Raw genomic sequence first — 19701 nt, forward strand, 5'->3', positions numbered from 1 at the left:
GTTTAATAAGTAAAGTAAAAATCCTCAGATTAATCTGAGGATTTTTTTTATTTTATTTTTGAATATTAAATAACTTATCCCATGTTGCTTGGAAGTCAGATGCGATACGGGCAGTTACTGAATTATCTAAAATTGTTGCAGAAGACATATCTTTTCCTTTTTCATAGTAGTAACCACCGATTTCTTTGTCTCCGCTCATTAGTAAATAAATATCATAATCTTTGTTATCTTTTGTTCCTGTATATTGATAAACATCAACTGTTTTCCCAACATATTCACTTGGTTCTACCCATGTATATAACCATTGATTATAGACATCGCCTTGTGCAGCTGTTGCTTCATCAAGTGTATAGGTTTGGTAGTACTTACTTCCGTTAACATTAGTAACATTTTTAAATCCTAAGTCACTTACATATTTAATTTGTTTATCCTCTGTAGTAGTTGTTGTTGGCGTATTTTGAGTTGTATTGTTCTCTGTTGTTGTCGTTGTTGATTTATTGTTTGAACAAGCAACTAAACATAACCCAATCATAACCATAACCATTAAACGTTTCATTCCGAATCTTCCTTTCATGTCGATTTCTTTCATAGTATTTAACGGTTCTTCCTAATTATTCAAGAAAATAAAAAATAACCCCATCAATTATAAATTTATAATTGATGGGGTTTAATGATCTTAATAGTTTAATCCAGCTGGAACGATATATTGATGATCATCAGCAGAACATGGTGTAACGGCATATGTCATGTTACAGTTTGGACACTGATCAACTAATTTTAATTTAGTGTATGTTTCTCCACAAGAACAGTTAATAGTTGCTGGTGTTGGCATTTCTTTATCAGCAAATCCTTTCATACGCACTTTATCTGCTACGGCTTGACCATTTTCAAATTCACAACCACATTTCATTGAAATCATTTCACTCATATCATTCATCCCTTTCATATCTAGTTAAGAGTATTATATCAGATATAGTGAGATAAAAATGTGATATAGGTCACATAAAGGGAAAGATTTTAAAGGTAATATTAATTGTTTGTTCAAAATAGATGAGATAAAATAAATAATATAATAATTTGGTTATTAGGGGGATAGTTTATGATTGATATTCATTGTCATATTTTACCTGGAATTGATGATGGTGCAAAATCTATGGATGAAACTTTAGAAATGGCACGTATTGCGGTAAGTGAAGGGATTTATCATATTATTGCAACACCACACTATATCCAGTATAGTGATTATGCTAATAAGGAGCAGGTTCAACAGCTTGTAGACGAAGTGAATAATGTTTTAAAAAAAGAGAATATTGCTTTATCACTTGCAGTCGGTCAGGAAATTTATTTAACTCCGGATTTACCGAAATTAGTTGAATCTGGCGAGGTTAGTACACTTAATAATGGGCAGTATATTTTAGTTGAATTCCCGATGAATGATATCCCACTTTATGCTGAGGATGTTTTTTATGAATTAAGATTAATGGGGTTGACTCCGATTCTTGCGCATCCGGAACGTTATCCAATGATTATGGAGGATCCTAATATATTGTTAAAGTTTTTGAATTTAGGTGTTTTATGTCAGGCAAATGTCGGAAGTATTCGGGGATTTTTTGGAGAACGCGTTCAAAAAACTGTGATCACGTTAATTGAACATCATATGATTCATTTTGTTGCAACAGATGCTCATACACCAAGAAACCGTGCACCTAAGGTAAGAAAAGCATTAGATGAAATCACCCGATTAAGTGGTGATAAAGCACGTGAGTTATTCATTGAAAATCCGTTAAAGGTTTATAATAATGAGTTAATTGAAGTGGTTATGCCTATTGAGGTTCAAAAATCAGGATTTTTTAAGAGTTTATTTAGTAAATTTAAAAGATAGAAAAGAAAAACGTAGAAAAAATCTACGTTTTTTTTATATTTAGTTGGCATCTTTAAATAGAAAAGATGAGAGTGTAATTTCATTGTTCTGCTTCGTTGGATAGTCTTTGAAGAGGGATTTTAGATAAGGATCTCTTGCTGCAATTTCTTCATTAATTAACGGTAAGTCTTTAATGATTTCAGTCGATTCATCCTCAATTTCAAAATAATATCGGTGGATATTAATTGTTGCGTTTGGATATAGGACGTGGATTCCTTCGCGAATCGCATGTTTATGATAGGTTAAATCAGTTGTGACACAGTATGAAGGATCAACAAGTTGAAATTTCACAAAGGTCCCCCCTTTTTAATATTTTTAAATAATTTATATCAATATATATGCGATTAGTATCTGCAATATTCATAGTTTTTCTTAAAAGTCACAAGTGATTTTAGTTATTCATACACTATAGTAACGATGTAAATGGTGGTGATAACGTGAAGACTGACGATAGACGAAGAAAAAACAGAAAAAACTCTAAAAAAGAGACTGAAGGGAGTTCACCTAAGTATCATAAAATTGTAGATGCAGTCGAACAGGTAGAACGGATAGGACGAACAATAGGGAATAAAATTGATAGTGATTTTAACTTAAGGGCTAATCAACGCTATGTTCCTTCTAAATATAATTTAGATTGTGCTGATCATATATGCGTCACTCGATATAAACCAACGCCGTATACTCATCATGGACTTTATCTTGGTCTTGGACTTGTTATTCATTATGATTTTAATCGAATTTGTATTGTGACTTTAGAACAGTTTGCAAAGGGGATGCCTATTTTTATTGTTCAAAGTAAAATAACTTATTCAAGGGAAGAAGTAATGGTCAGGGCTGTTAGTCGATTAGGGGAAGAAAAATATAATTTGATTACAAATAATTGTGAACATTTTGTGCGTTGGTGTCGTAGTGGTAAAAAAATAGAGTGACTATAATGTGATAGGTAGTGGAAAATCCACTATCTTTTTTTATTGTGGATATTATCAACAGCTTAAAGTTGAAATTAGGGGATAAGATAAATAATTTTTCGATAATTAGGTGTCGACAGTGTGTAAAAAAAGACAAAATACTCTAAAATGTTATTTTTAAAAAGTGAGAATTTTATCGAAATATCAGAAAAATGTAAAAAACAGGAACAAAGATATTTATTTTTTTCCACAATATGTTAGAATAGATTTATACACAGTCTTGTGGATATTAATAGATAATAAAGATGAAATATAGCTAATGATAATTGATATTACCATATTTTAAGGTATATGTTTCTTATCCACATAGATTTTTTGGTTTTGTTGATAAGAAGGGGATAACTTATCGTAAACGAAGTCACTAAGGAGGGGAATAATTCGTGATTGCGAACAATCTATTTAATTTTAGTATGAAGAACAAAATGTTGGTACCTTTTTTTACAAAGTCTTCTAATGTTCAAAATTGCAGTTATCGTCGAAAATATGATTTAGTTTATATGATGGAGAAATATGCAACTTCATCAATGGATTATCTTCAGTGGGTAAATGAAAATGTGAATCCTAATAAAAATAAAAATGCTATTGAGTTTATTGATATTAGTGGTCTAGCTTTGATGAAGCATAAAGAGGTTTTCAGTAAATTTCAAAACGTTTATGTTTTAGATCAGTATTTTGGTGGGATGATTCATTTTAAAACAGCTATAAAAAATATTGTATCGAACCTTAAAGTAAGTCTTTCAACGAAAAGTAAGTTAAACTTACCGAATCATTCAATTGATATTATATTTAGTAATTCATCATTTAGTTTGATACCTGAAGACGTAAGGATGAGTTTTTTATCTGAAGGATTACGAGTTCTAAAAGACGATGGGGTTCTTTATTTCTCCAATCTTTCAGCGGAATATTATGATTCTATTTATGAACTATTAATAGAGTATGATTCACGATTAGCTAGTGGTTTAGATTGGAGTCAATTTCAAATCGTAAATGTCGATAAAGTACATGATTTTTTTAAACCGATTTTTTCAGAGGTTAAAGTCGAGTATTTTAAATCTGACTGGTGGATAACGAATGTTGATGACTTAATCGGATATTTATTATCAGAACGTGAATTTGATAGTTTGAAACTTATCATTTCCGAATCTGGATTATCAAAATTTAGAACATTTTTATTGAACAAAATAAAAGAAGATGGTGGAATTTTAATTAAGCGTCGTGTAAATCTCATCATAGGTAAAAATAAATGTAGTTTAAAATTAGCTGTCTAAATTTAAGATAAGATCGAGGTAGTATAGGGTGGAGTTAGTACGTAGGGTAACATCTCATTTTAAATTTAATAATAAATCTTCTATCATTAATCTACATCCATTGAATGAACAATATTATAAGTTAAAAATGAAGTATTTTAATTCTGGACAACATCAAAGATGGATTAGTCGTAGCTTTTTTGATTATCTAAATTTAAAGGTAGACACTACTGTTTTAGATTTAGGTTGTTCTTTTGGCGTTCTATGGTGTCAAAATGTGGAGAAGTTAAAATCATATGCACCTATTACATTAGGGGAGAATCTTTTAGTTAATGTTCGGATTTCACAGCAAAATCTAAAATCAAGAAATATTAATTATCCAGTTGAGTTAGTTGATTATAAGCGTTTAAAGTTTGATGATAATAGTTTTAATAAAGTCATTTCTCGTATTGATTTTGAGGAATGTAGTCTAAGTGATCAACTTATAATGATTGAAGAATGTTGTCGAGTGGTTGAACCAAATGGTACTTGTTATTTCTTTATTGATAATAATCAACTTACAAATATAATGAATCAGTTATTGTATCAGTTTGACTCAAGTTTAGATATTCAAATGGATCCTACTGGATTAGAACGATATGAAGTGGAGTCATTTTTAGAAAAGAAATTTGAAAGTATTGAAATCATAAATTATAATAATAATTCAGGAATTTATGAAGCAGATGTTTTAATAAATTTATTAATTGCAGCTAAAAATTTAAATTTTATTGATTTGATTGTAAAAAGACATCGTATAGCGGAGTTTACTTTGTTTTTAACTCGTTATCTTGAAAAATATGGACCGATTTATCTCAATCCAGGGCATAAAATTATGATTTGTAATAAAAAAGCTCAAAAGTGTCATTAAACATTTTGGAGCTTTTTTAATTTGTTGGAAAATTAATGATAAAATGCTTTATCCTCAGTAGGATATCTGATAGGATATTACATGGAAAAGAGTCTAAAATTGTATTAAAATGACTTTTTATGTAACTATTAAGTCAGGTTAGGGGTATTAGGAATGAGTAATTTCAAAAATTGGATTATTAAAAATCGAAAAAAAGTTGGATTAGGAATCGGATTATTCCTAATTATTTTTATGTTCTTTATTGTAAAAGAGGCTCCGGGCTATATCGAAATGTATAAAAATATTCAAAGTGCTAAAGTTTCACTTTTAAATGATGACTTAGAAGGAGCCTTAGTAAGTTATGAAAAAGCTTATCAGGCAGTTAAACAAAAAGGAATTGAAGAGAATATCGATGAAGTGAAGCAATTAATTACTTCAAAATCTAACTACTTAAAAGGTGAAAGAGCAAATCAAAATAAAAACTATGATAGTGCGTATTACTATTATCAAAATGTTATTCCAAGTGATGAAGAACGATATGAAAAAGCGCAGGATGAATTAAAAGTAGTAGCTCAAAAGTTAGTAGAATCTATTTACGAAGAAGTTGATGATTTATATGATAAGCATTTATACTTAATGATTATGGGGAAATTAGAACTTGCATTATCATATGGTGTAAACGTTGAAGAAACGCAAGAGAAAATCGATTATTATCAAAATGTTCTATTTGAATATTATGTAGATAGAGCGAAAACAGAGGCATCAACATATTTTAATCATAAATTATTTTATTCATTATTCTTAAATAGTTTAGAAGAAGCTGTCAAATATGCAACTACTGATGCACAAGTAGAGGAGCTATCACAATTAAGAGAGAATATTATAGCAGAAACAGTGAATGAATATTATGAGTTAGCGAATATAGCAGTCAATGATGGGAAGATGGAAGAAGTTAAAATATATTACGAGATGATTAGTGCCATCGATGTGACTAGTGAAGAAGCTAGTGCTTTGGCTGAGTTACTTTAATTAGTATATTAATTAGTAAAGTTGAATAGATTTTAATAAGCACGTAAAAACGATTGTGCTAAAAAGGGGTATACTAGCCCTGTCTGTTAAGTGATTAGCAGATACTCACCGTTAATTGCTTTGAAATCCTAAAGCTCAATGTACGAAAACGTCATCTGAAAAGATAAGCGTGAACGTAGCGAAAGCAGAAAAAAACATTGAGATGAACATATGGTTAAATCCTAAGTGTTTATGAAAAATGGATGTTTAGCAGCGAATTTCCTAAGTCTCAGTGATATGGAAAACGTTCAACGACTATCCCATTGCGTGGGAGTAGAATTACAAGTGATTGGTAATTCGAAAAATGGTGCTCCTATAGTTTTTAGGATGAAGATATAGTCTGCGCACGCTCTGAAAAGAGGTGACCTTTAGGGGTATTAATTAGGTAGCGCTAATTGATAAACAGATGTAAGTAACGGACTGGTATTAGATGAGACAATCTCGAATAAGACCAATGAAGTATTTTCAACGCACTATTATATGGAAAATTGCTTATGGACGAGTTAATCGTAGACGTGTCAAATAACATTATTCTCAGCTTTAGTAAAACAAAAAGGGACTATCTCAAATGAGATAGTCCCTTTCCCACATCTATATTATTCAGGTTTCATAGCATTATTCACTAACGCCAGCAGCAGCAAGAAATAATAGCTAATAAAATAAATAACACTAAAATGAAACAGCATGAATTTCCTTGATTTCCACACATATTACATTCACCTCATTTAACATAATCGGTAGTTTCACTACCTAATTTAATTTATGAAGAATGGAATAATTTGTGATATAAATCAGATATTAATTTTAAATTTATTAGGAGAAATAGTTGATTGTATTTCGAAATAAAGATAGCATAGTTAATCGGTTACATAATTTAGCCATTACTACTTCTACTTAGTCAGTTAGTTGTGATATAATGACACTGATTAAACATCTAATATAGAGTGTTAAGTGAATGGAGATGAAACGATGCGTAAACCAGTAAGAAAGGCAGTTATCCCAGCAGCTGGATTTGGAACACGATTCTTACCTGCTACAAAGGCACAACCAAAAGAGATGCTACCTATCGTAGATAAACCAACGATTCAGTATATTATTGAAGAAGCTGTTGCTTCAGGAATTGAAGAGATTTTAATTGTGACAAGTTCAATGAAGCGTCCAATTGAGGACCATTTTGATAAGTCATATGAACTTGAGGATACGTTAGCTAAGAAAGGTAAAACAGAGATGCTTGAAATGGTTCAAGGAATTTCTAACTTGGCTCAAATTCATTATGTGCGCCAAAAAGAAGCAAAAGGACTTGGACATGCGATTCTTTGTGCTAAGACATTTATTAAAGATGAGCCTTTTGTTGTTTTACTTGGAGATGATGTGGTTGTTAATGATGAGAATCCAGCAACGCATCAATTAGTAGAAGCTTATAATAAAATTGGATGCTCAATCATGGGTGTTCAACAAGTTCCAAGGGAAGATGTATCTAAGTATGGAATTGTTCGTCCATCATCTTCTCATGTTGCAGATGGACGTATGGTTAAATTAAGTGGAATGGTTGAAAAACCAGCTCAAAAAGATGCACCATCTAACTTAGCTGTAATGGGACGTTATGTTTTAACACCTGAAATTTTTGAAATGTTAGAAACTCAAGAGCCAGGTGCAGGTGGAGAAATTCAATTAACAGATGCAATTGATCGTTTAATGGATCGTCAAGCCGTATATGCTTATGATTTTGAAGGTAAACGTTATGATGTTGGAGATAAATTTGGATTTATCAAGGCAACAATTGACTTTGCTTTAAATCGTAAAGATTTAGGGGATCAAGTTCGTGATTATTTATTAAATGAAATTGCGCCTACTTTAAAATCAAAAGTTGCAACAAAAGATGTAGTAGTAAAAGAAGAGGTAGAAGAAACCGCTGAAGAAGTGACTGAATAAGAAGGGATACCCCCTTCTTTTTTTATTTATCATTTTAAGTTTTTTAAAGGGTGTTAACAAATAAATCTTTTCCCTGCATATAATGTATTAAGGCAATAGGGTATTACGTAGTTAAATAGGTGGGGTGAAATTATGAATATTAATAAGGCGATTTATAAGTCCGAACAACTTGTTTCACTTTACGGTGAACAACAAAATGAGGGGTTGTTAGAAGAATCCAAGAAATTAAATCGGGGTATTGATAGTAAAGCTTATCTGTCAACAATTAAATATTTATATTTGTATCAGTATTATAAAACAAGTCAAACATTTCCAAGTTGGTATAGCACTCTAATGCAAAAAAAAATTAATGATTTATATGATTATTTCGAAAAAACATTTGCGAATATTATAAATAAACATGGGAAGGTGGATGAGGAATTAGAGTCTTTCTTATCTAGAAGAGTCGTGTGGTTATATAAAGGTAATTTTAGAGTTTATCCCACAAGTCCTGTGGATTACTTGCCTCTTGAATTAAGGTTAAAAGTGTATGTTTATTTGTATGGTGAAGAAGATGATCCAAAAGCTAGTTGTCATTTAAGAAATCGTATTGCTGTGACTCTTGCAAAACTGGGTCATTTAGATTTAGCGAATTTGTTTAGTATTTATAATTGGTTGATGGCACAAGGAATTAATACCCATTTTGCGAAATCAAGTAATTTAAAAACGACGCTATCACAACTTAAACATGCGAATGAATATAATAAAAAATTACAGCAAGAAGGTCAGAGCGTTCCCCTTGTGACAGAGTTATGTTTTTATTTTACGAAGTTATTGAATCGTCAGTTAATGAAATATGACCGTGCGAATGTTGCGATGATCGATTTAGTAGCTTTTTATTATAAGCAATATCCACAGTTAGAGCAATTATCTTTGCCGTTTAAAACATATTTAAGAACGAAGGATATGAAAGAACTTAGGGATAAAGTAGAACAAAAACGAGGTGAGTTTATTAAGGCGACGAATGAAGTTACCTCACTGATAGAAGATCAAGTTACGTTATATAATTTTATATTAAGAATTTGTATTTAAGTGTATCATGACTCCTCCTTAATCGACAAAGAGGAGTTTTTTTCTGATGATGTGATAGATGAGTTTATTGTGTTTACATATATTTGTATAATCTTCGTGCATTGTGGCATCTAGGTGAAAGTATTTTAAACATAGATGAGTAATTTTGAATAATCGGATGAATATGTTCCAAAATAAAGGTGAAATCGTACATATGGAGGTTGTTGGGATGGCATCTTTAAAAGGATCTGAAACACATAAAAATTTAATGCGTGCATTCGCAGGTGAATCACAGGCAAGAAATCGATATACGTTTTATGCCTCAATTGCAAAAAAACAAGGTTATCCATTAATCGAAAAAACATTTACTTTAACAGCTAATCAAGAGCAAATGCATGCAAAGATTTTCTTTCAATATCTTTCTGAAGAGTTTAATGGAGAAGAGATTGAAATTGATGCAGCTTATCCAGTAGATATATACCAAGAAAATACCCTTCAAAATATATTAGCTTCTGTTACAGCTGAAACTCATGAGCATCAGGAAATTTATCCTGCATTTGCAGAAGTGGCTAAAAAAGAAGGATTTAATCAAATTGCAGCAACTTTTAATATGATTGCTAAGATTGAGGAAACTCATAGTCAACGATTTGCAGCAATTGCAAAAGATATGCAGAATGATACTTTATTTACAAAACCAACTCCTGTTGCCTGGCACTGTGAGGTTTGTGGTCATATTCATTATGGTGTCGCAGCTCCAGCAATTTGTCCAGTTTGTAAACATGCTAAAGGTTACTTTAAAGCAGAAGCGGCTAATAATTAAGTATCGGATTTTCCGATACTTTTTTTCTTATGTTTACAGAAATTTTGAGATGAATTATACTAATAGGTATAATTTAGAGGCTTTATTGATTGAGGTGATGAGAGTGTTTGCTCAAAATAGACCGCTTATTATGGGAATTTTGAATGTGACCCCGGATAGTTTTTCGGATGGTGGAAGTTATCAACATATTGATGAGATTGTCAAAAAGGCACGCCAAATGGTTGCTGATGGCGCTGATATTATTGATATTGGTGGGGAATCCACACGACCTGGTTCAACTGTTGTAAAAGTAGAAGATGAGATTGCTCGTGTTATTCCTGTTATTAAACGATTGGTTGAAGAAATTGATGTTCCGATTTCAATTGATACTTATAAAGCAGAAGTGGCAAGACAGGCTGTTTTAGCAGGTGCTAAGATTATTAATGATATTGGTGGTGGCAAGTTTGATCCCGATATGCCAGATGTGATGGCCACTTCAGGTGCTTATGTTGTCCTGATGCATAATCGTATGCCTAATATGAGTGAAACAGATTGTATTACGGCGATTACAGGTGAATTAACCGTGTATGATGATATCGTACAAGACGTAATGACGGAGTTAAAAGACTGTGTAGAGTTGGTTAAAGCAGCAGGGGTTAGTGAGGATAAGATTATTCTTGACCCAGGGATTGGCTTTGCCAAAACAGTAGAGGGTAATGTTGAGTTGATGCGTCGTGTTGGTGAGCTTCATTCTTTAGGTTATCCACTTCTTTTAGGTGTGAGTAAGAAAGGAACGATTGGACATTTGCTTGGTGGACTGGATGTAGCAAATCGTTTAGAAGGTACGGTGGCAGCGACTTGTTTTGCTGTGAGTCAAAAGGTTCATATTATTCGTGTGCATGATGTGTTAGAAAATGCGAGAGCAGCAAAGGTTATGAAAGCTTTAGTTTAATTATAGGAGGAAACTGAGATGGCGAAAATTATGTTAAATGATATGGAGTTTATTACGAAGCATGGAGCATGTCCACATGAATATGAATTTGACCAAAAGTTTAAGGTTGATGTGTTTATGTATACGGATTGTGTATTAGAAGCGGGAGCAACTGATGATTTAAGTTTAACGATTAATTATGCAGATGCTTACGATGTGGTGGCAGATATTATGTATGGCGATCATGTAGATTTACTTGAGACGTTGGCCTTTCGTATTGGGACAGATTTATTAAACACTTATGCTGTGATTGATAAGGTGAAGGTTGAAGTCCGCAAAATGCAGCCTCCGATTACTGGGTTTAATGGAACGGCTGCCGTTGAAGTGACGATTAAACGTTAAGTTGGAGGGGTTATCGGATGAAACTAGCTTATTTAAGTTTAGGGTCAAATATAGGAGATAAGAAAAAGTATTTATATGATGCGATTAAGTTATTGGATGGGTATAAAGGTATTCACATCGTAAAGTTATCTTCTTTATATGAGACGAGTCCGTGGGGATATACGGAGCAGGATTTATTTATGAATTTGGTTGTTTTAATTGAAACAAGTTTGTCTCCTGTTGAATTATTAGATTGTTGTCAATTCATTGAACAAGAGCTTGGCCGTGTACGTTTAATTAAATGGGGACCACGTGTTATTGATGTAGATATTTTATTATTTGAAGATGAGACGATAAATACTGAACGTTTAACGATTCCGCATCCATTTATGACAGAACGTGACTTTGTAATGATTCCGCTTTGTGAGATTGCAAAAGATTTAAAGATAGATGGCATCACAGTTGAAACAATTATTCAAAAATTTGATCAGAAGGCATTAAAAAAAGTCATCGCCTAGTTATAGGTGATGACTTTTTTATATTAATCTGCAAAGAAGACCGATAAAAGGTGTCCGTGATTGTTAATATCTGATGACATACTTTCATTAAAAATTGCCATATCATAATGATGGTTTATTTCAACGGGAACATCCCATTCCTCGTCAATCTCATTTAAAATGTTATCAAGTATTAACATCATAAACTCTCCTTTAGCTTCTTTTTGTAGTTTATATTTTTAGCTGGTGATTTCAGCCTTTTCTCTAGTTTAATCTAGTTTTAAACGTCAATCTCTTTATAAATATATTATACGTGGTTGGATGATATTTTTAAAGTGACGGAATTGTCACAGACGATGACATATGAAAGACATAAACTTTATTTTCAAAAATAAAAAGGAGCTTAGCTCCTTTTTAGAAGTAAATCATATCGGCAATGGCGCGTTCTGCACCATCTGATGGTGTATTGATCACTTTTCCTTTAAAGTACAAAGTTGTTGATCCCCCACCATCTAGATTATACGCAGTTTGGCAGCCAAGACTTAGGAAAATGTTTTGTAGTTCGGTTAAGGTTAGCCCTTCGGCATCTTGTAGACGTCCTTCAGCTACAACGATGATGTATCGATTTTCATCAAGTTGGCCGATGGCTGTTCGTGGATGACGAGAAGTGTCTTTGATTTCTGTTGCTACACCATTTCGAACTAATATTGGGCCAAAGGCAAAGGAATCGTTGATATCAGCCGCATAAGCAGAGGCTTGATCATCTACTTGGAAGAAGTTTAAGTCTCCCGACCAAGTGGTAGAGAGGACTTCCCAGGTGAAGTTTGGATCGGTTTGAAGAAGTTGGCCGTCCCGAACGATAGATCCCATTGGTTTATTGGTATCGGTATAAAATCCTGATGCATTGATAGCAAGTGTTGCTCCTACGCGATTAGCCATACTAGATAATGTTTCTCGAGTTCCACCATAAGTATTATTAGCGAATTCGGACTGTAGTTGTTTATTTTTCGAGGCAATAACTTCGGCCACCCAGTAATGTTGATTATTTGATTTTTCTTCGACTAATTTTATTTTTAGGTCGTCGTCAATATAGAAATATGAATTGATTTGATCATAATATTGTTGTAATTCTGTTTGCTTTTGAACAATTTCAGTATCAAGTTGGGTTACTTTTGTTTCGGCATCTGATACGAGTGTTCGGTATTTTGTTTCTAATTCTTTAACGCTTAATGATCGCTCAGATACGTATTGTTCATTTAGCTTTGTTAACTCATCTATTTGACTGGTCAAGTTTTTGATGTTATCAGTTAGTTGTTGGTTTTGTTGAGAAAGCTGAGAAAGTTGTGATTCTTGTTGGTTGCTTTCTTCTTCAATGATAACAGATGCTTGTAATACTTCTTCAAGTTGTTTTTGCATCTCTTGATTAGAAGCAATTAGTGAACTTTGTGCTGATTGTTGTTGTTCAATGGTTATGTTTTGTTGTTCTACTTTTAAGGTTAGTTCTTTAATTGTCGTATTGGCTTTATCGTAGTAGTAGGCAAAACTTCCAACTAAGAGTAGAAAGAGGTTAAAAATCGTTAGAGTTAACCAAATAATTTTCTGCGTTTCTTTTTGCTGTCTCAAAATGTCCACCCCCTAATTAATCGCTTAATTATACAATGGAACTGTTTAAAATTTCCATACTTTCTGTTGTAATAATTGTATAAATTAGGGAGAGAATGCGTAAAATGTTAGCTTTAGAAGTATTGGAGTAAATAGTGTATGATGATTGGATTTTTATAGATTTTGAACTATACAATGCGTATCACGAATAGCTCTTAAGACTTGAACTTCTTGATAAAATTGAGGTTTTGGAAAAACATTTTAGAGGTAATTATGCAGTGACAGGGTAGTCAGACAAACCTTCAGGAATAGAGGCAAAGATTATAACCATTGATTTAGATCCCTTATGATTAGGGAGTGAAATAACAGTAAAAGGGAAAAATAGAAGCTTACGTCGGTAATTTGGAAAAACTTATAACTTTTGTTGAAATATATACAAAGGATGTTAGTTTATCTTTTTTTACTTCGGATTATGGTAAAGATGATGGATTTTTATTGTATCTTAAAATCTCATAGCCATCTTGTTTTATAAATACTTGATTGTTTATCTAAAAAATTGTAAAACCGAGAGTAGCTAAATGATTAAAATAGATAAATGGCCTAATTGATAGTAATTTTTGAAAGAACTAACTCTTATTTTGAAATAAAAAAGCTCTTACCGCAAGGATAAGAGCTTTTTGTCTACTCTGCTAAATCAAGCTTTTCAACTGTTTTGTTGACAATTTCAGCACCTTCAATGGTTGCCAATGTCACTTCAGGCTGATTATCATCAACTAATAAGACATTCGTCTCAATTGCGGCTCGCATAAAAGCATTGATTTGGTCTGTTGTAATATTTTCGTTTGGCGTATCAATATTAATTGATCTTGCTTTTCCTAAACTATCTTTAAATTTACATGTTAAAATAAGTGATTTTGTAATCATCTAAAATTCCCCCTAAATTTTTGTTTTGTGGATAAAGATTAAAGTGTATCTGCTAATGAGATTTCAAAGTAGTCAGCTGCTACTGTTTTTTTATATATGTGATTAGAAAGCACCCTGTATTTATCAGCAAAGATGGCAAGATCTGATTCCTCGCTATCTAGACGAATCGCATTAAACGTTTTAGTTTTGTTAATAATTTTCTCATCATCATCGACACCTGCTGTAAAATAAATCATTAATTTACGGTTAATTAAGTTTTCCTTCATAAGTTATTCCCCCTAGATTTTAGTTTGAATTGGTGTAGGCCTTAGCACCTTTTCACAACATGTATATAGATTAGGAGAAAATTTAGTGTGGTAATTATTAAAAAAAATACATATTTTATCGTTTTTTACATAAATTAATAATAAATATAAATTGTATCCAAATATTGTTGATTTTATGTGTAAAAATAACATATAATAGTCTTGTTGTAACTAAATAACTCACTTTATGATGAGGGAGTAGTTGGCACGTTTAGTGTGGTTAAGTCAACAAAACGCGAACTTAGTTCTGGCTTAATCTTAAATGACGAGACTCATGCATAACACTTTTTTGTTATGCATTGGTCTCGTTTTTTTTATGCCGACCTTTGAGTTATGATTTGAGTCAATAAAATAGGAGGTTTAAAATGAGTATTATTGCATTAGTTTTTGTCGCAATTGGTTTAGCAATGGATGCTTTTACAGTCTCAATTGCTAAAGGGATTAGCTTAAGAAAGGCAACTGTTCCACAAGCTGCTAAAGTTGCTTTATTCTTCGGTGGATTTCAGGCTTTAATGCCGCTACTTGGATGGTTATTTGGGTTAAGTTTTGAAAAATATATTACAGCATTTGATCACTGGATTGCTTTAATTTTATTAACGTTAATTGGTGGAAAAATGTTATATGAATCATTTAAAGGAGAGGATGAAGAGGATAGTGTTGAGGTTGATCCGTTAAATGCTCGTTCTTTACTCGTTCTTGCTATTGCAACAAGTATTGATGCTTTAGCAGTAGGAGTTACATTTGCCTTTTTAAATGTTAACATTTTGACATCTATTACTTTAATTGGTGTTATTACATTTGTTATTAGTTTTGCCGGTGTTATTATAGGGAACAAAGTAGGAGAATATCTAAAGAATTATGCAGAAATCGTTGGGGGAATCATTTTAATTCTGATTGGAGTTAGTATTTTCTTAGAACACACGGTTTTAGCTTAATTAATAAATCGAAAATTTAATAGAAGGGTGCGAATTTTTTATGAGTTATATTTTATTAGTCATTGGATTCATCTTTTTAATCAAGGGAGCAGATTTATTTGTTGATGGAGCATCATCTATTGCCAAAACTTTAAAAATTCCTAGTTTAATTATAGGGTTAACCATCGTAGCATTTGGAACAAGTGCTCCAGAAGCAGCTGTTAGTATTACAGGAGCATTTGCTGGTGCTAATGATATTACAGTAGGTAACGTTGTTGGATCAAATATTTTTAACTTATTAGTGGTAGTTGGGGTCGCAGCCTTTATTTCACCTCTAAATGTTAAGAAGTCAATTATTGCAAAAGAGTTTCCATTTGCTTTACTCGGAGCATTTGTTTTAATTGTTCTAGGGTTAGATTCAAAATATCATAATTATACAGATAACGTTTTAACACGTGCTGATGGAATTATGTTATTAGTATTACTTGGAATTTTCATGTATTATTTAATTGAATTAGCTTTAACAGCACGTAAAGAAGGAAAAGACCAAGAAGATGAGGAAGAAATTAAATCTTATCCATTGCCAAAAAGTATTCTTTTATCAATTATTGGGATTGTTGGAATTGTAATTGGTGGAGATTTAGTTGTAGATAGTGCCTCAAACATCGCTTTAGCTTGGGGAATGAGTCAAAGTTTAGTTGGTTTAACAATCGTTGCGGTTGGAACCTCATTACCTGAGTTAGTTACTTCAATTGTAGCTGCACGTAAAGGTGAAAGTGATATTGCGTTAGGAAATGTTATTGGATCTAATATCTTTAATATCTTCTTTGTATTAGGTATTTCATCATTTATCCATGAGATTACAATTAACAGTGCTGTCTTCTTAGATATGTTTATTATGATGGCTGCTTCATTTATTACATACGGATTTGCAGCATCAAAACGTAGTATTAATAAAAAAGAGGGAGCATTCCTTGTTTGCTTATATGTTGCATACATGATCTTTGTTATTTGGAAAGGTTAAAAAAGGCGTAAGCCTTTTTTTCTTTGTAAAATAGTAAAAGATAATAAGTCCATTTTAGAAAATATTTGATTTAACTGTAGTAAATTCTATAAACCCAAGTTTGATGTAAAGAGAATCTTATTTTCTTGGGAAATATATTGACTAGCTAAACTATTTGATAGCGCCAATAAATGAGTTAAAAAATAATAGAAGTTTTCTTTGATTGTATTGGTTTCAATGTAGAAGTTATTTTGGATAAATCGAATATACAATGAGTAGGTTATCTAGTACAGTAGCTGGATTAATTATGATAATTGCCGCTTCTGCTTTTGCTAATTTTATGTAGGATATTGAGTTATCTACTACCGCATAGTAGATAACTTTTTTATCATGGCAACACGGTTTTATCTTGGTTGCACAAAAGTTGTGGATAAGGTATAATGATGATTTGTCGAAGATTGATTATAAGAAATTTTATATATATAAAACTTTTAGGAAAGTGGTGAAGATATGAGTTTTAAAATTAGAGAAATTGAGATTGATAATCCAGTTGTTTTAGCACCAATGGCAGGTGTTTGTAATGCAGCCTTCCGTACGATTATCAAAGAGATGGGAACGGGATTAATTTACGCTGAAATGGTAAGTGATAAAGCGGTTGTTTATCAAAATAAGAAAACATTAGATATGCTTTATGTTGATCCAGCTGAGCGTCCATTATCAATGCAAATTTTCGGATCAGATAAGGAAACATTTGTTGAAGCGGCAAAATACGTAGATGCAAATTGTGATTGCGATATTATTGATATTAATATGGGATGTCCTGTTCCTAAAGTTACTAAAAATGAAGCGGGAGCACGTTTATTACTTGAACCCGATAAGATTTATGATATTGTGGCAAATGTTGTGGATGTTGTTAAAAAGCCAGTTACAGTTAAAATGCGTACTGGATGGGATAAAGAACATATTTATGCGATTGAAAATGCACTAAAAATTGAGCAAGCTGGAGCAAGTGCAATTGCTGTTCATGGGCGTACACGTTCTCAAATGTATGAAGGAAAAGCTGACTGGGGAATTATTAAAGATGTTAAGGATGCTATTAAGACGATTCCTGTTATCGGAAATGGAGATATTAATTCACCAGAAATGGCGAAGCGTGTTCTTGAAGAGAGTGGTGTAGACGGTATTATGATTGGACGTGCCGCACTTGGAAACCCATGGTTAATGAAAAAAATCGTTCATTATTTAGCAACAGATGAATTAATTGAAGAACCATCAGCTCATGAAAAATTACGTTTAGCGGTTGACCATATGGATCGTTTAATTGACTTAAAATGTGAAAAAGTAGCATTGCTTGAAATGCGTTCACATATGGCATGGTATATCAAAGGATTAGAAGGGGCAACTCATGTTAAACGTATGATTACAACTGTTAAAACTCGTGAAGAAATGATGGACATTGTAAATCGTTACGAAGCTTACTTAAATGGAGATAAATCAGCTCGTTTAGTTGTTGAAGAATAGGATAGAAAAAAGGTGACCCTAATAGTTTAGGAGTCACCTTTTTAATTAAAATTTAATTTCAGTAAGATAAGCAGATAATAATTTCATAACATTAACACATCCATCGATATGAGTACGTTCTACACCATGGGAAGCATGAACTCCTGGTCCGATTAATGCAGCCTTTATATCATGACCTGCACGAAGAGCAGCTGATGCATCTGATCCGTAGAATGGATAAATATCAACAGCATATCCTAATTCATGCTTTTTAGAAAGTTCAATTAACTCCGATGTCATTTCATAATCGTAAGGACCTGATGAGTCTTTTGCACAGATTGAGACGTCATATTCTGTACATGATAAATCTTTACCAATGCAGCCCATATCAACAGCAATCATACGTGTGATGTTAGCTGGTAATGAAGCTGCTCCATGACCTACTTCTTCGTATGTTGAAACAACGAATTGAATCGTGTGATTAGGTTTGATGTTTGCTTCTAGTAAAGATTTGAAAACAGTAAAGATGATGGCAACACTAATTTTGTCATCGATGTGACGGGATTTAATGAACCCACTTTCTGTGATTGTGGTTTTAGGATCGATTGAGATGAAATCCCCATTTTGAATCCCTAAATCAATAACATCTTGTTTTGAAAGCACAACTTCATCAAGACGAACCATTAACTCATCGACTGTTTGCCCTTTTTTACCACAATCTTCATAAACATGTGAAGCTGGGGCAAGGCTTAAGATTGTTCCGGTATAAGCTTTTCCATCACGGGTATGAACAGTGCAGTATTCTCCAAGAAGCGTCATCATTTGATTTCCACCAATTGATGTTAAGCGTAATGTTCCATCAGCACTAATTGAGCGAACCATCAATCCAAGTGTATCGACGTGAGCAGAAAGTCCAAGAACTTTTGTAGAATCTAATCCTTCAAATGTGACAATTAGATTTCCTTTATTTGATTTAATAGCTGATAAACCTAATTCTTTTGCATAAGTTGCAATTTTTTCAATCACAGCCTGTGTATAACCACTTGGACTGGGTGTCATTAAAATATCTGTTGCTAATGAATAAAAATATGAATGATCAAAATTCATCGATATTCCCCATTTCTAATTTAATTTGAAATCTATGTAACGTATTATACTATATTTTGGAATTTTTTATCTTTAATTATGAGGAAAGTTTTAAAAATTAATATTATTTCATTTATGCGTTTTCAATTGTCATGTATAATTATTTTTGTGAGATAGAAGAATCAAACAATGGACATTAGGACAAAATTTAAAATGGCTAGAGGAGTGATGCGCATGTTTGAGATGTTAATACGAAGAGGGGTAGCTTTTTTTATTGATTTTATTTTATTATTGTTAATCTTCTATGGAAATGCACAGTTTATTTTTATTTCATTCGATAATGCTGGACAAACTTTTGGATTACAAGTTGTCATAGCGATGATTATGCTACAACTTATTTATGTATTCATTTATTTTATTTATATTCCAGTTCGTATGCCCGGGCAAACAGTTGGAAAACGTATCATGAAAATTAAAGAAGTAAAACAAAACCAAAAGGAAATGACAGTTAGTGATTATTTTAAACGTGATTTCTTATTAAAATTTTTATTATCTTCTATGACTTCAGGATTTGTGGTTATTTTTAATGCTATTTTATTAACGTATCAATCGATTCGTAAACAACCGTTACGCGCATTTCAAGATTATGTTATGAAAACAGATGTTATTAAAGTAACGAAATAGAGG

The 19701-nt window shown here is 32.2% G+C and carries 23 protein-coding genes; 15 read left to right on the plus strand and 8 right to left on the minus strand.

The features are described 5' to 3' along the window. Positions 1-52: 52 nt before the first annotated feature. Positions 53-556, minus strand: a complete 504-nt coding sequence (locus tag HMPREF9402_RS06310; RefSeq protein ID WP_139058187.1) for a hypothetical protein — start codon at positions 554-556, stop codon at positions 53-55. Positions 557-676: 120 nt separating this feature from the next. Further along, positions 677-928: a hypothetical protein gene (locus HMPREF9402_RS06315; protein WP_009606879.1), complete on the minus strand. Its 252-nt coding sequence runs from the start codon at positions 926-928 to the stop codon at positions 677-679. Between the two features lie 171 nt (positions 929-1099). Between HMPREF9402_RS06315 and HMPREF9402_RS06320 the strand changes: the two genes are divergently transcribed. Next, the gene (locus tag HMPREF9402_RS06320) at positions 1100-1882 is read left to right on the plus strand and encodes a tyrosine-protein phosphatase (protein WP_006783676.1); all 783 of its coding nucleotides are present in this window, start codon (positions 1100-1102) and stop codon (positions 1880-1882) included. A 39-nt stretch (positions 1883-1921) separates the two neighbouring features. Here the strand turns inward: HMPREF9402_RS06320 and HMPREF9402_RS06325 are convergent, their stop codons facing one another. Next, the gene (locus HMPREF9402_RS06325; RefSeq protein WP_006783677.1) at positions 1922-2212 is read right to left on the minus strand and encodes a hypothetical protein; all 291 of its coding nucleotides are present in this window, start codon (positions 2210-2212) and stop codon (positions 1922-1924) included. A 146-nt stretch (positions 2213-2358) separates the two neighbouring features. On the opposite strand from HMPREF9402_RS06325, the gene HMPREF9402_RS06330 reads away from it, so the two are divergent. The 10 genes from HMPREF9402_RS06330 to folK all read left to right on the plus strand — a co-directional run bounded on the left by HMPREF9402_RS06330 (position 2359) and on the right by folK (position 11701). Then, positions 2359-2850, plus strand: coding sequence for a lecithin retinol acyltransferase family protein (locus HMPREF9402_RS06330; RefSeq protein WP_006783678.1), 492 nt, complete (start codon positions 2359-2361; stop codon positions 2848-2850). 419 nt (positions 2851-3269) lie between these two features. After that, the gene (locus tag HMPREF9402_RS06335) at positions 3270-4157 is read left to right on the plus strand and encodes a class I SAM-dependent methyltransferase (RefSeq protein WP_009606890.1); all 888 of its coding nucleotides are present in this window, start codon (positions 3270-3272) and stop codon (positions 4155-4157) included. Positions 4158-4185: 28 nt separating this feature from the next. Further along, on the plus strand, positions 4186-5043 hold the full coding sequence (locus HMPREF9402_RS06340) for a class I SAM-dependent methyltransferase (RefSeq protein WP_009606882.1): 858 nt from the start codon (positions 4186-4188) through the stop codon (positions 5041-5043). A gap of 153 nt (positions 5044-5196) precedes the next feature. Then, complete coding sequence (locus tag HMPREF9402_RS06345) at positions 5197-6051, plus strand: hypothetical protein (RefSeq protein ID WP_009606887.1); 855 nt, start codon at positions 5197-5199, stop codon at positions 6049-6051. Positions 6052-7059: 1008 nt separating this feature from the next. Continuing rightward, a complete protein-coding gene (gene galU / locus HMPREF9402_RS06350; RefSeq protein ID WP_006783682.1) occupies positions 7060-8022 on the plus strand; it encodes a UTP--glucose-1-phosphate uridylyltransferase GalU in 963 nt (320 codons plus the stop codon). A 132-nt stretch (positions 8023-8154) separates the two neighbouring features. Beyond that, positions 8155-9093: a hypothetical protein gene (locus HMPREF9402_RS06355; RefSeq protein WP_009606892.1), complete on the plus strand. Its 939-nt coding sequence runs from the start codon at positions 8155-8157 to the stop codon at positions 9091-9093. A gap of 208 nt (positions 9094-9301) precedes the next feature. Beyond that, complete coding sequence (gene rbr, locus HMPREF9402_RS06360; RefSeq protein ID WP_039930882.1) at positions 9302-9892, plus strand: rubrerythrin; 591 nt, start codon at positions 9302-9304, stop codon at positions 9890-9892. Positions 9893-9989: 97 nt separating this feature from the next. Beyond that, the gene (gene folP / locus HMPREF9402_RS06365) at positions 9990-10823 is read left to right on the plus strand and encodes a dihydropteroate synthase (protein WP_155062054.1); all 834 of its coding nucleotides are present in this window, start codon (positions 9990-9992) and stop codon (positions 10821-10823) included. 18 nt (positions 10824-10841) lie between these two features. Beyond that, a complete protein-coding gene (gene folB / locus HMPREF9402_RS06370) occupies positions 10842-11204 on the plus strand; it encodes a dihydroneopterin aldolase (RefSeq protein WP_006783686.1) in 363 nt (120 codons plus the stop codon). Positions 11205-11221: 17 nt separating this feature from the next. Further along, a complete protein-coding gene (folK, locus tag HMPREF9402_RS06375) occupies positions 11222-11701 on the plus strand; it encodes a 2-amino-4-hydroxy-6-hydroxymethyldihydropteridine diphosphokinase (RefSeq protein ID WP_006783687.1) in 480 nt (159 codons plus the stop codon). 23 nt (positions 11702-11724) lie between these two features. Here the strand turns inward: folK and HMPREF9402_RS14540 are convergent, their stop codons facing one another. The 4 genes from HMPREF9402_RS14540 to HMPREF9402_RS06390 all read right to left on the minus strand — a co-directional run bounded on the left by HMPREF9402_RS14540 (position 11725) and on the right by HMPREF9402_RS06390 (position 14472). Next, complete coding sequence (locus HMPREF9402_RS14540; RefSeq protein ID WP_006783688.1) at positions 11725-11880, minus strand: hypothetical protein; 156 nt, start codon at positions 11878-11880, stop codon at positions 11725-11727. 214 nt (positions 11881-12094) lie between these two features. Continuing rightward, complete coding sequence (locus tag HMPREF9402_RS06380) at positions 12095-13303, minus strand: phosphodiester glycosidase family protein (RefSeq protein ID WP_006783689.1); 1209 nt, start codon at positions 13301-13303, stop codon at positions 12095-12097. Positions 13304-13963: 660 nt separating this feature from the next. Then, a complete protein-coding gene (locus tag HMPREF9402_RS06385; protein ID WP_009606884.1) occupies positions 13964-14206 on the minus strand; it encodes a DUF2922 domain-containing protein in 243 nt (80 codons plus the stop codon). A gap of 38 nt (positions 14207-14244) precedes the next feature. Then, complete coding sequence (locus tag HMPREF9402_RS06390; protein ID WP_009606880.1) at positions 14245-14472, minus strand: DUF1659 domain-containing protein; 228 nt, start codon at positions 14470-14472, stop codon at positions 14245-14247. Positions 14473-14876: 404 nt separating this feature from the next. On the opposite strand from HMPREF9402_RS06390, the gene HMPREF9402_RS06395 reads away from it, so the two are divergent. The 3 genes from HMPREF9402_RS06395 to dusB all read left to right on the plus strand — a co-directional run bounded on the left by HMPREF9402_RS06395 (position 14877) and on the right by dusB (position 17949). After that, on the plus strand, positions 14877-15446 hold the full coding sequence (locus tag HMPREF9402_RS06395) for a manganese efflux pump MntP (RefSeq protein WP_006783692.1): 570 nt from the start codon (positions 14877-14879) through the stop codon (positions 15444-15446). A gap of 40 nt (positions 15447-15486) precedes the next feature. Then, positions 15487-16449, plus strand: coding sequence for a calcium/sodium antiporter (locus HMPREF9402_RS06400; protein WP_006783693.1), 963 nt, complete (start codon positions 15487-15489; stop codon positions 16447-16449). A 489-nt stretch (positions 16450-16938) separates the two neighbouring features. Further along, positions 16939-17949, plus strand: a complete 1011-nt coding sequence (gene dusB, locus HMPREF9402_RS06405; protein WP_006783694.1) for a tRNA dihydrouridine synthase DusB — start codon at positions 16939-16941, stop codon at positions 17947-17949. A gap of 45 nt (positions 17950-17994) precedes the next feature. On the opposite strand, the gene HMPREF9402_RS06410 is transcribed toward dusB, so the two are convergent. After that, positions 17995-19035, minus strand: coding sequence for a M42 family metallopeptidase (locus HMPREF9402_RS06410; protein WP_006783695.1), 1041 nt, complete (start codon positions 19033-19035; stop codon positions 17995-17997). Between the two features lie 213 nt (positions 19036-19248). On the opposite strand from HMPREF9402_RS06410, the gene HMPREF9402_RS06415 reads away from it, so the two are divergent. After that, positions 19249-19698 (plus strand): RDD family protein, encoded by a 450-nt coding sequence (locus HMPREF9402_RS06415; protein WP_006783696.1) that lies wholly within the window; start codon positions 19249-19251, stop codon positions 19696-19698. The last annotated feature ends 3 nt before the right edge of the window (positions 19699-19701 follow it).

It is taken from the genome of Turicibacter sp. HGF1, from assembly GCF_000191865.1.
Classification (GTDB): Bacteria; Bacillota_I; Bacilli_A; order MOL361; family Turicibacteraceae; genus Turicibacter; species Turicibacter sanguinis.

Excerpts from the sequence above, each read along its gene's own strand:
- HMPREF9402_RS06310 (WP_139058187.1), bottom strand. The coding sequence starts at position 556 with ATGAAACGTTTAATGGTTATGGTTATGATTGGGTTATGTTTAGTTGCT.
- dusB (WP_006783694.1), top strand. The coding sequence starts at position 16,939 with ATGAGTTTTAAAATTAGAGAAATTGAGATTGATAATCCAGTTGTTTTA.
- HMPREF9402_RS06410 (WP_006783695.1), bottom strand. The coding sequence starts at position 19,035 with ATGAATTTTGATCATTCATATTTTTATTCATTAGCAACAGATATTTTA.
- folK (WP_006783687.1), top strand. The coding sequence starts at position 11,222 with ATGAAACTAGCTTATTTAAGTTTAGGGTCAAATATAGGAGATAAGAAA.
- folB (WP_006783686.1), top strand. The coding sequence starts at position 10,842 with ATGGCGAAAATTATGTTAAATGATATGGAGTTTATTACGAAGCATGGA.
- folP (WP_155062054.1), top strand. The coding sequence starts at position 9,990 with ATGAGAGTGTTTGCTCAAAATAGACCGCTTATTATGGGAATTTTGAAT.
- HMPREF9402_RS14540 (WP_006783688.1), bottom strand. The coding sequence starts at position 11,880 with ATGTTAATACTTGATAACATTTTAAATGAGATTGACGAGGAATGGGAT.
- HMPREF9402_RS06385 (WP_009606884.1), bottom strand. The coding sequence starts at position 14,206 with ATGATTACAAAATCACTTATTTTAACATGTAAATTTAAAGATAGTTTA.
- HMPREF9402_RS06320 (WP_006783676.1), top strand. The coding sequence starts at position 1,100 with ATGATTGATATTCATTGTCATATTTTACCTGGAATTGATGATGGTGCA.
- HMPREF9402_RS06390 (WP_009606880.1), bottom strand. The coding sequence starts at position 14,472 with ATGAAGGAAAACTTAATTAACCGTAAATTAATGATTTATTTTACAGCA.
- HMPREF9402_RS06395 (WP_006783692.1), top strand. The coding sequence starts at position 14,877 with ATGAGTATTATTGCATTAGTTTTTGTCGCAATTGGTTTAGCAATGGAT.
- HMPREF9402_RS06355 (WP_009606892.1), top strand. The coding sequence starts at position 8,155 with ATGAATATTAATAAGGCGATTTATAAGTCCGAACAACTTGTTTCACTT.
- HMPREF9402_RS06415 (WP_006783696.1), top strand. The coding sequence starts at position 19,249 with ATGTTTGAGATGTTAATACGAAGAGGGGTAGCTTTTTTTATTGATTTT.
- rbr (WP_039930882.1), top strand. The coding sequence starts at position 9,302 with ATGGCATCTTTAAAAGGATCTGAAACACATAAAAATTTAATGCGTGCA.
- HMPREF9402_RS06345 (WP_009606887.1), top strand. The coding sequence starts at position 5,197 with ATGAGTAATTTCAAAAATTGGATTATTAAAAATCGAAAAAAAGTTGGA.
- HMPREF9402_RS06315 (WP_009606879.1), bottom strand. The coding sequence starts at position 928 with ATGAGTGAAATGATTTCAATGAAATGTGGTTGTGAATTTGAAAATGGT.
- HMPREF9402_RS06400 (WP_006783693.1), top strand. The coding sequence starts at position 15,487 with ATGAGTTATATTTTATTAGTCATTGGATTCATCTTTTTAATCAAGGGA.
- galU (WP_006783682.1), top strand. The coding sequence starts at position 7,060 with ATGCGTAAACCAGTAAGAAAGGCAGTTATCCCAGCAGCTGGATTTGGA.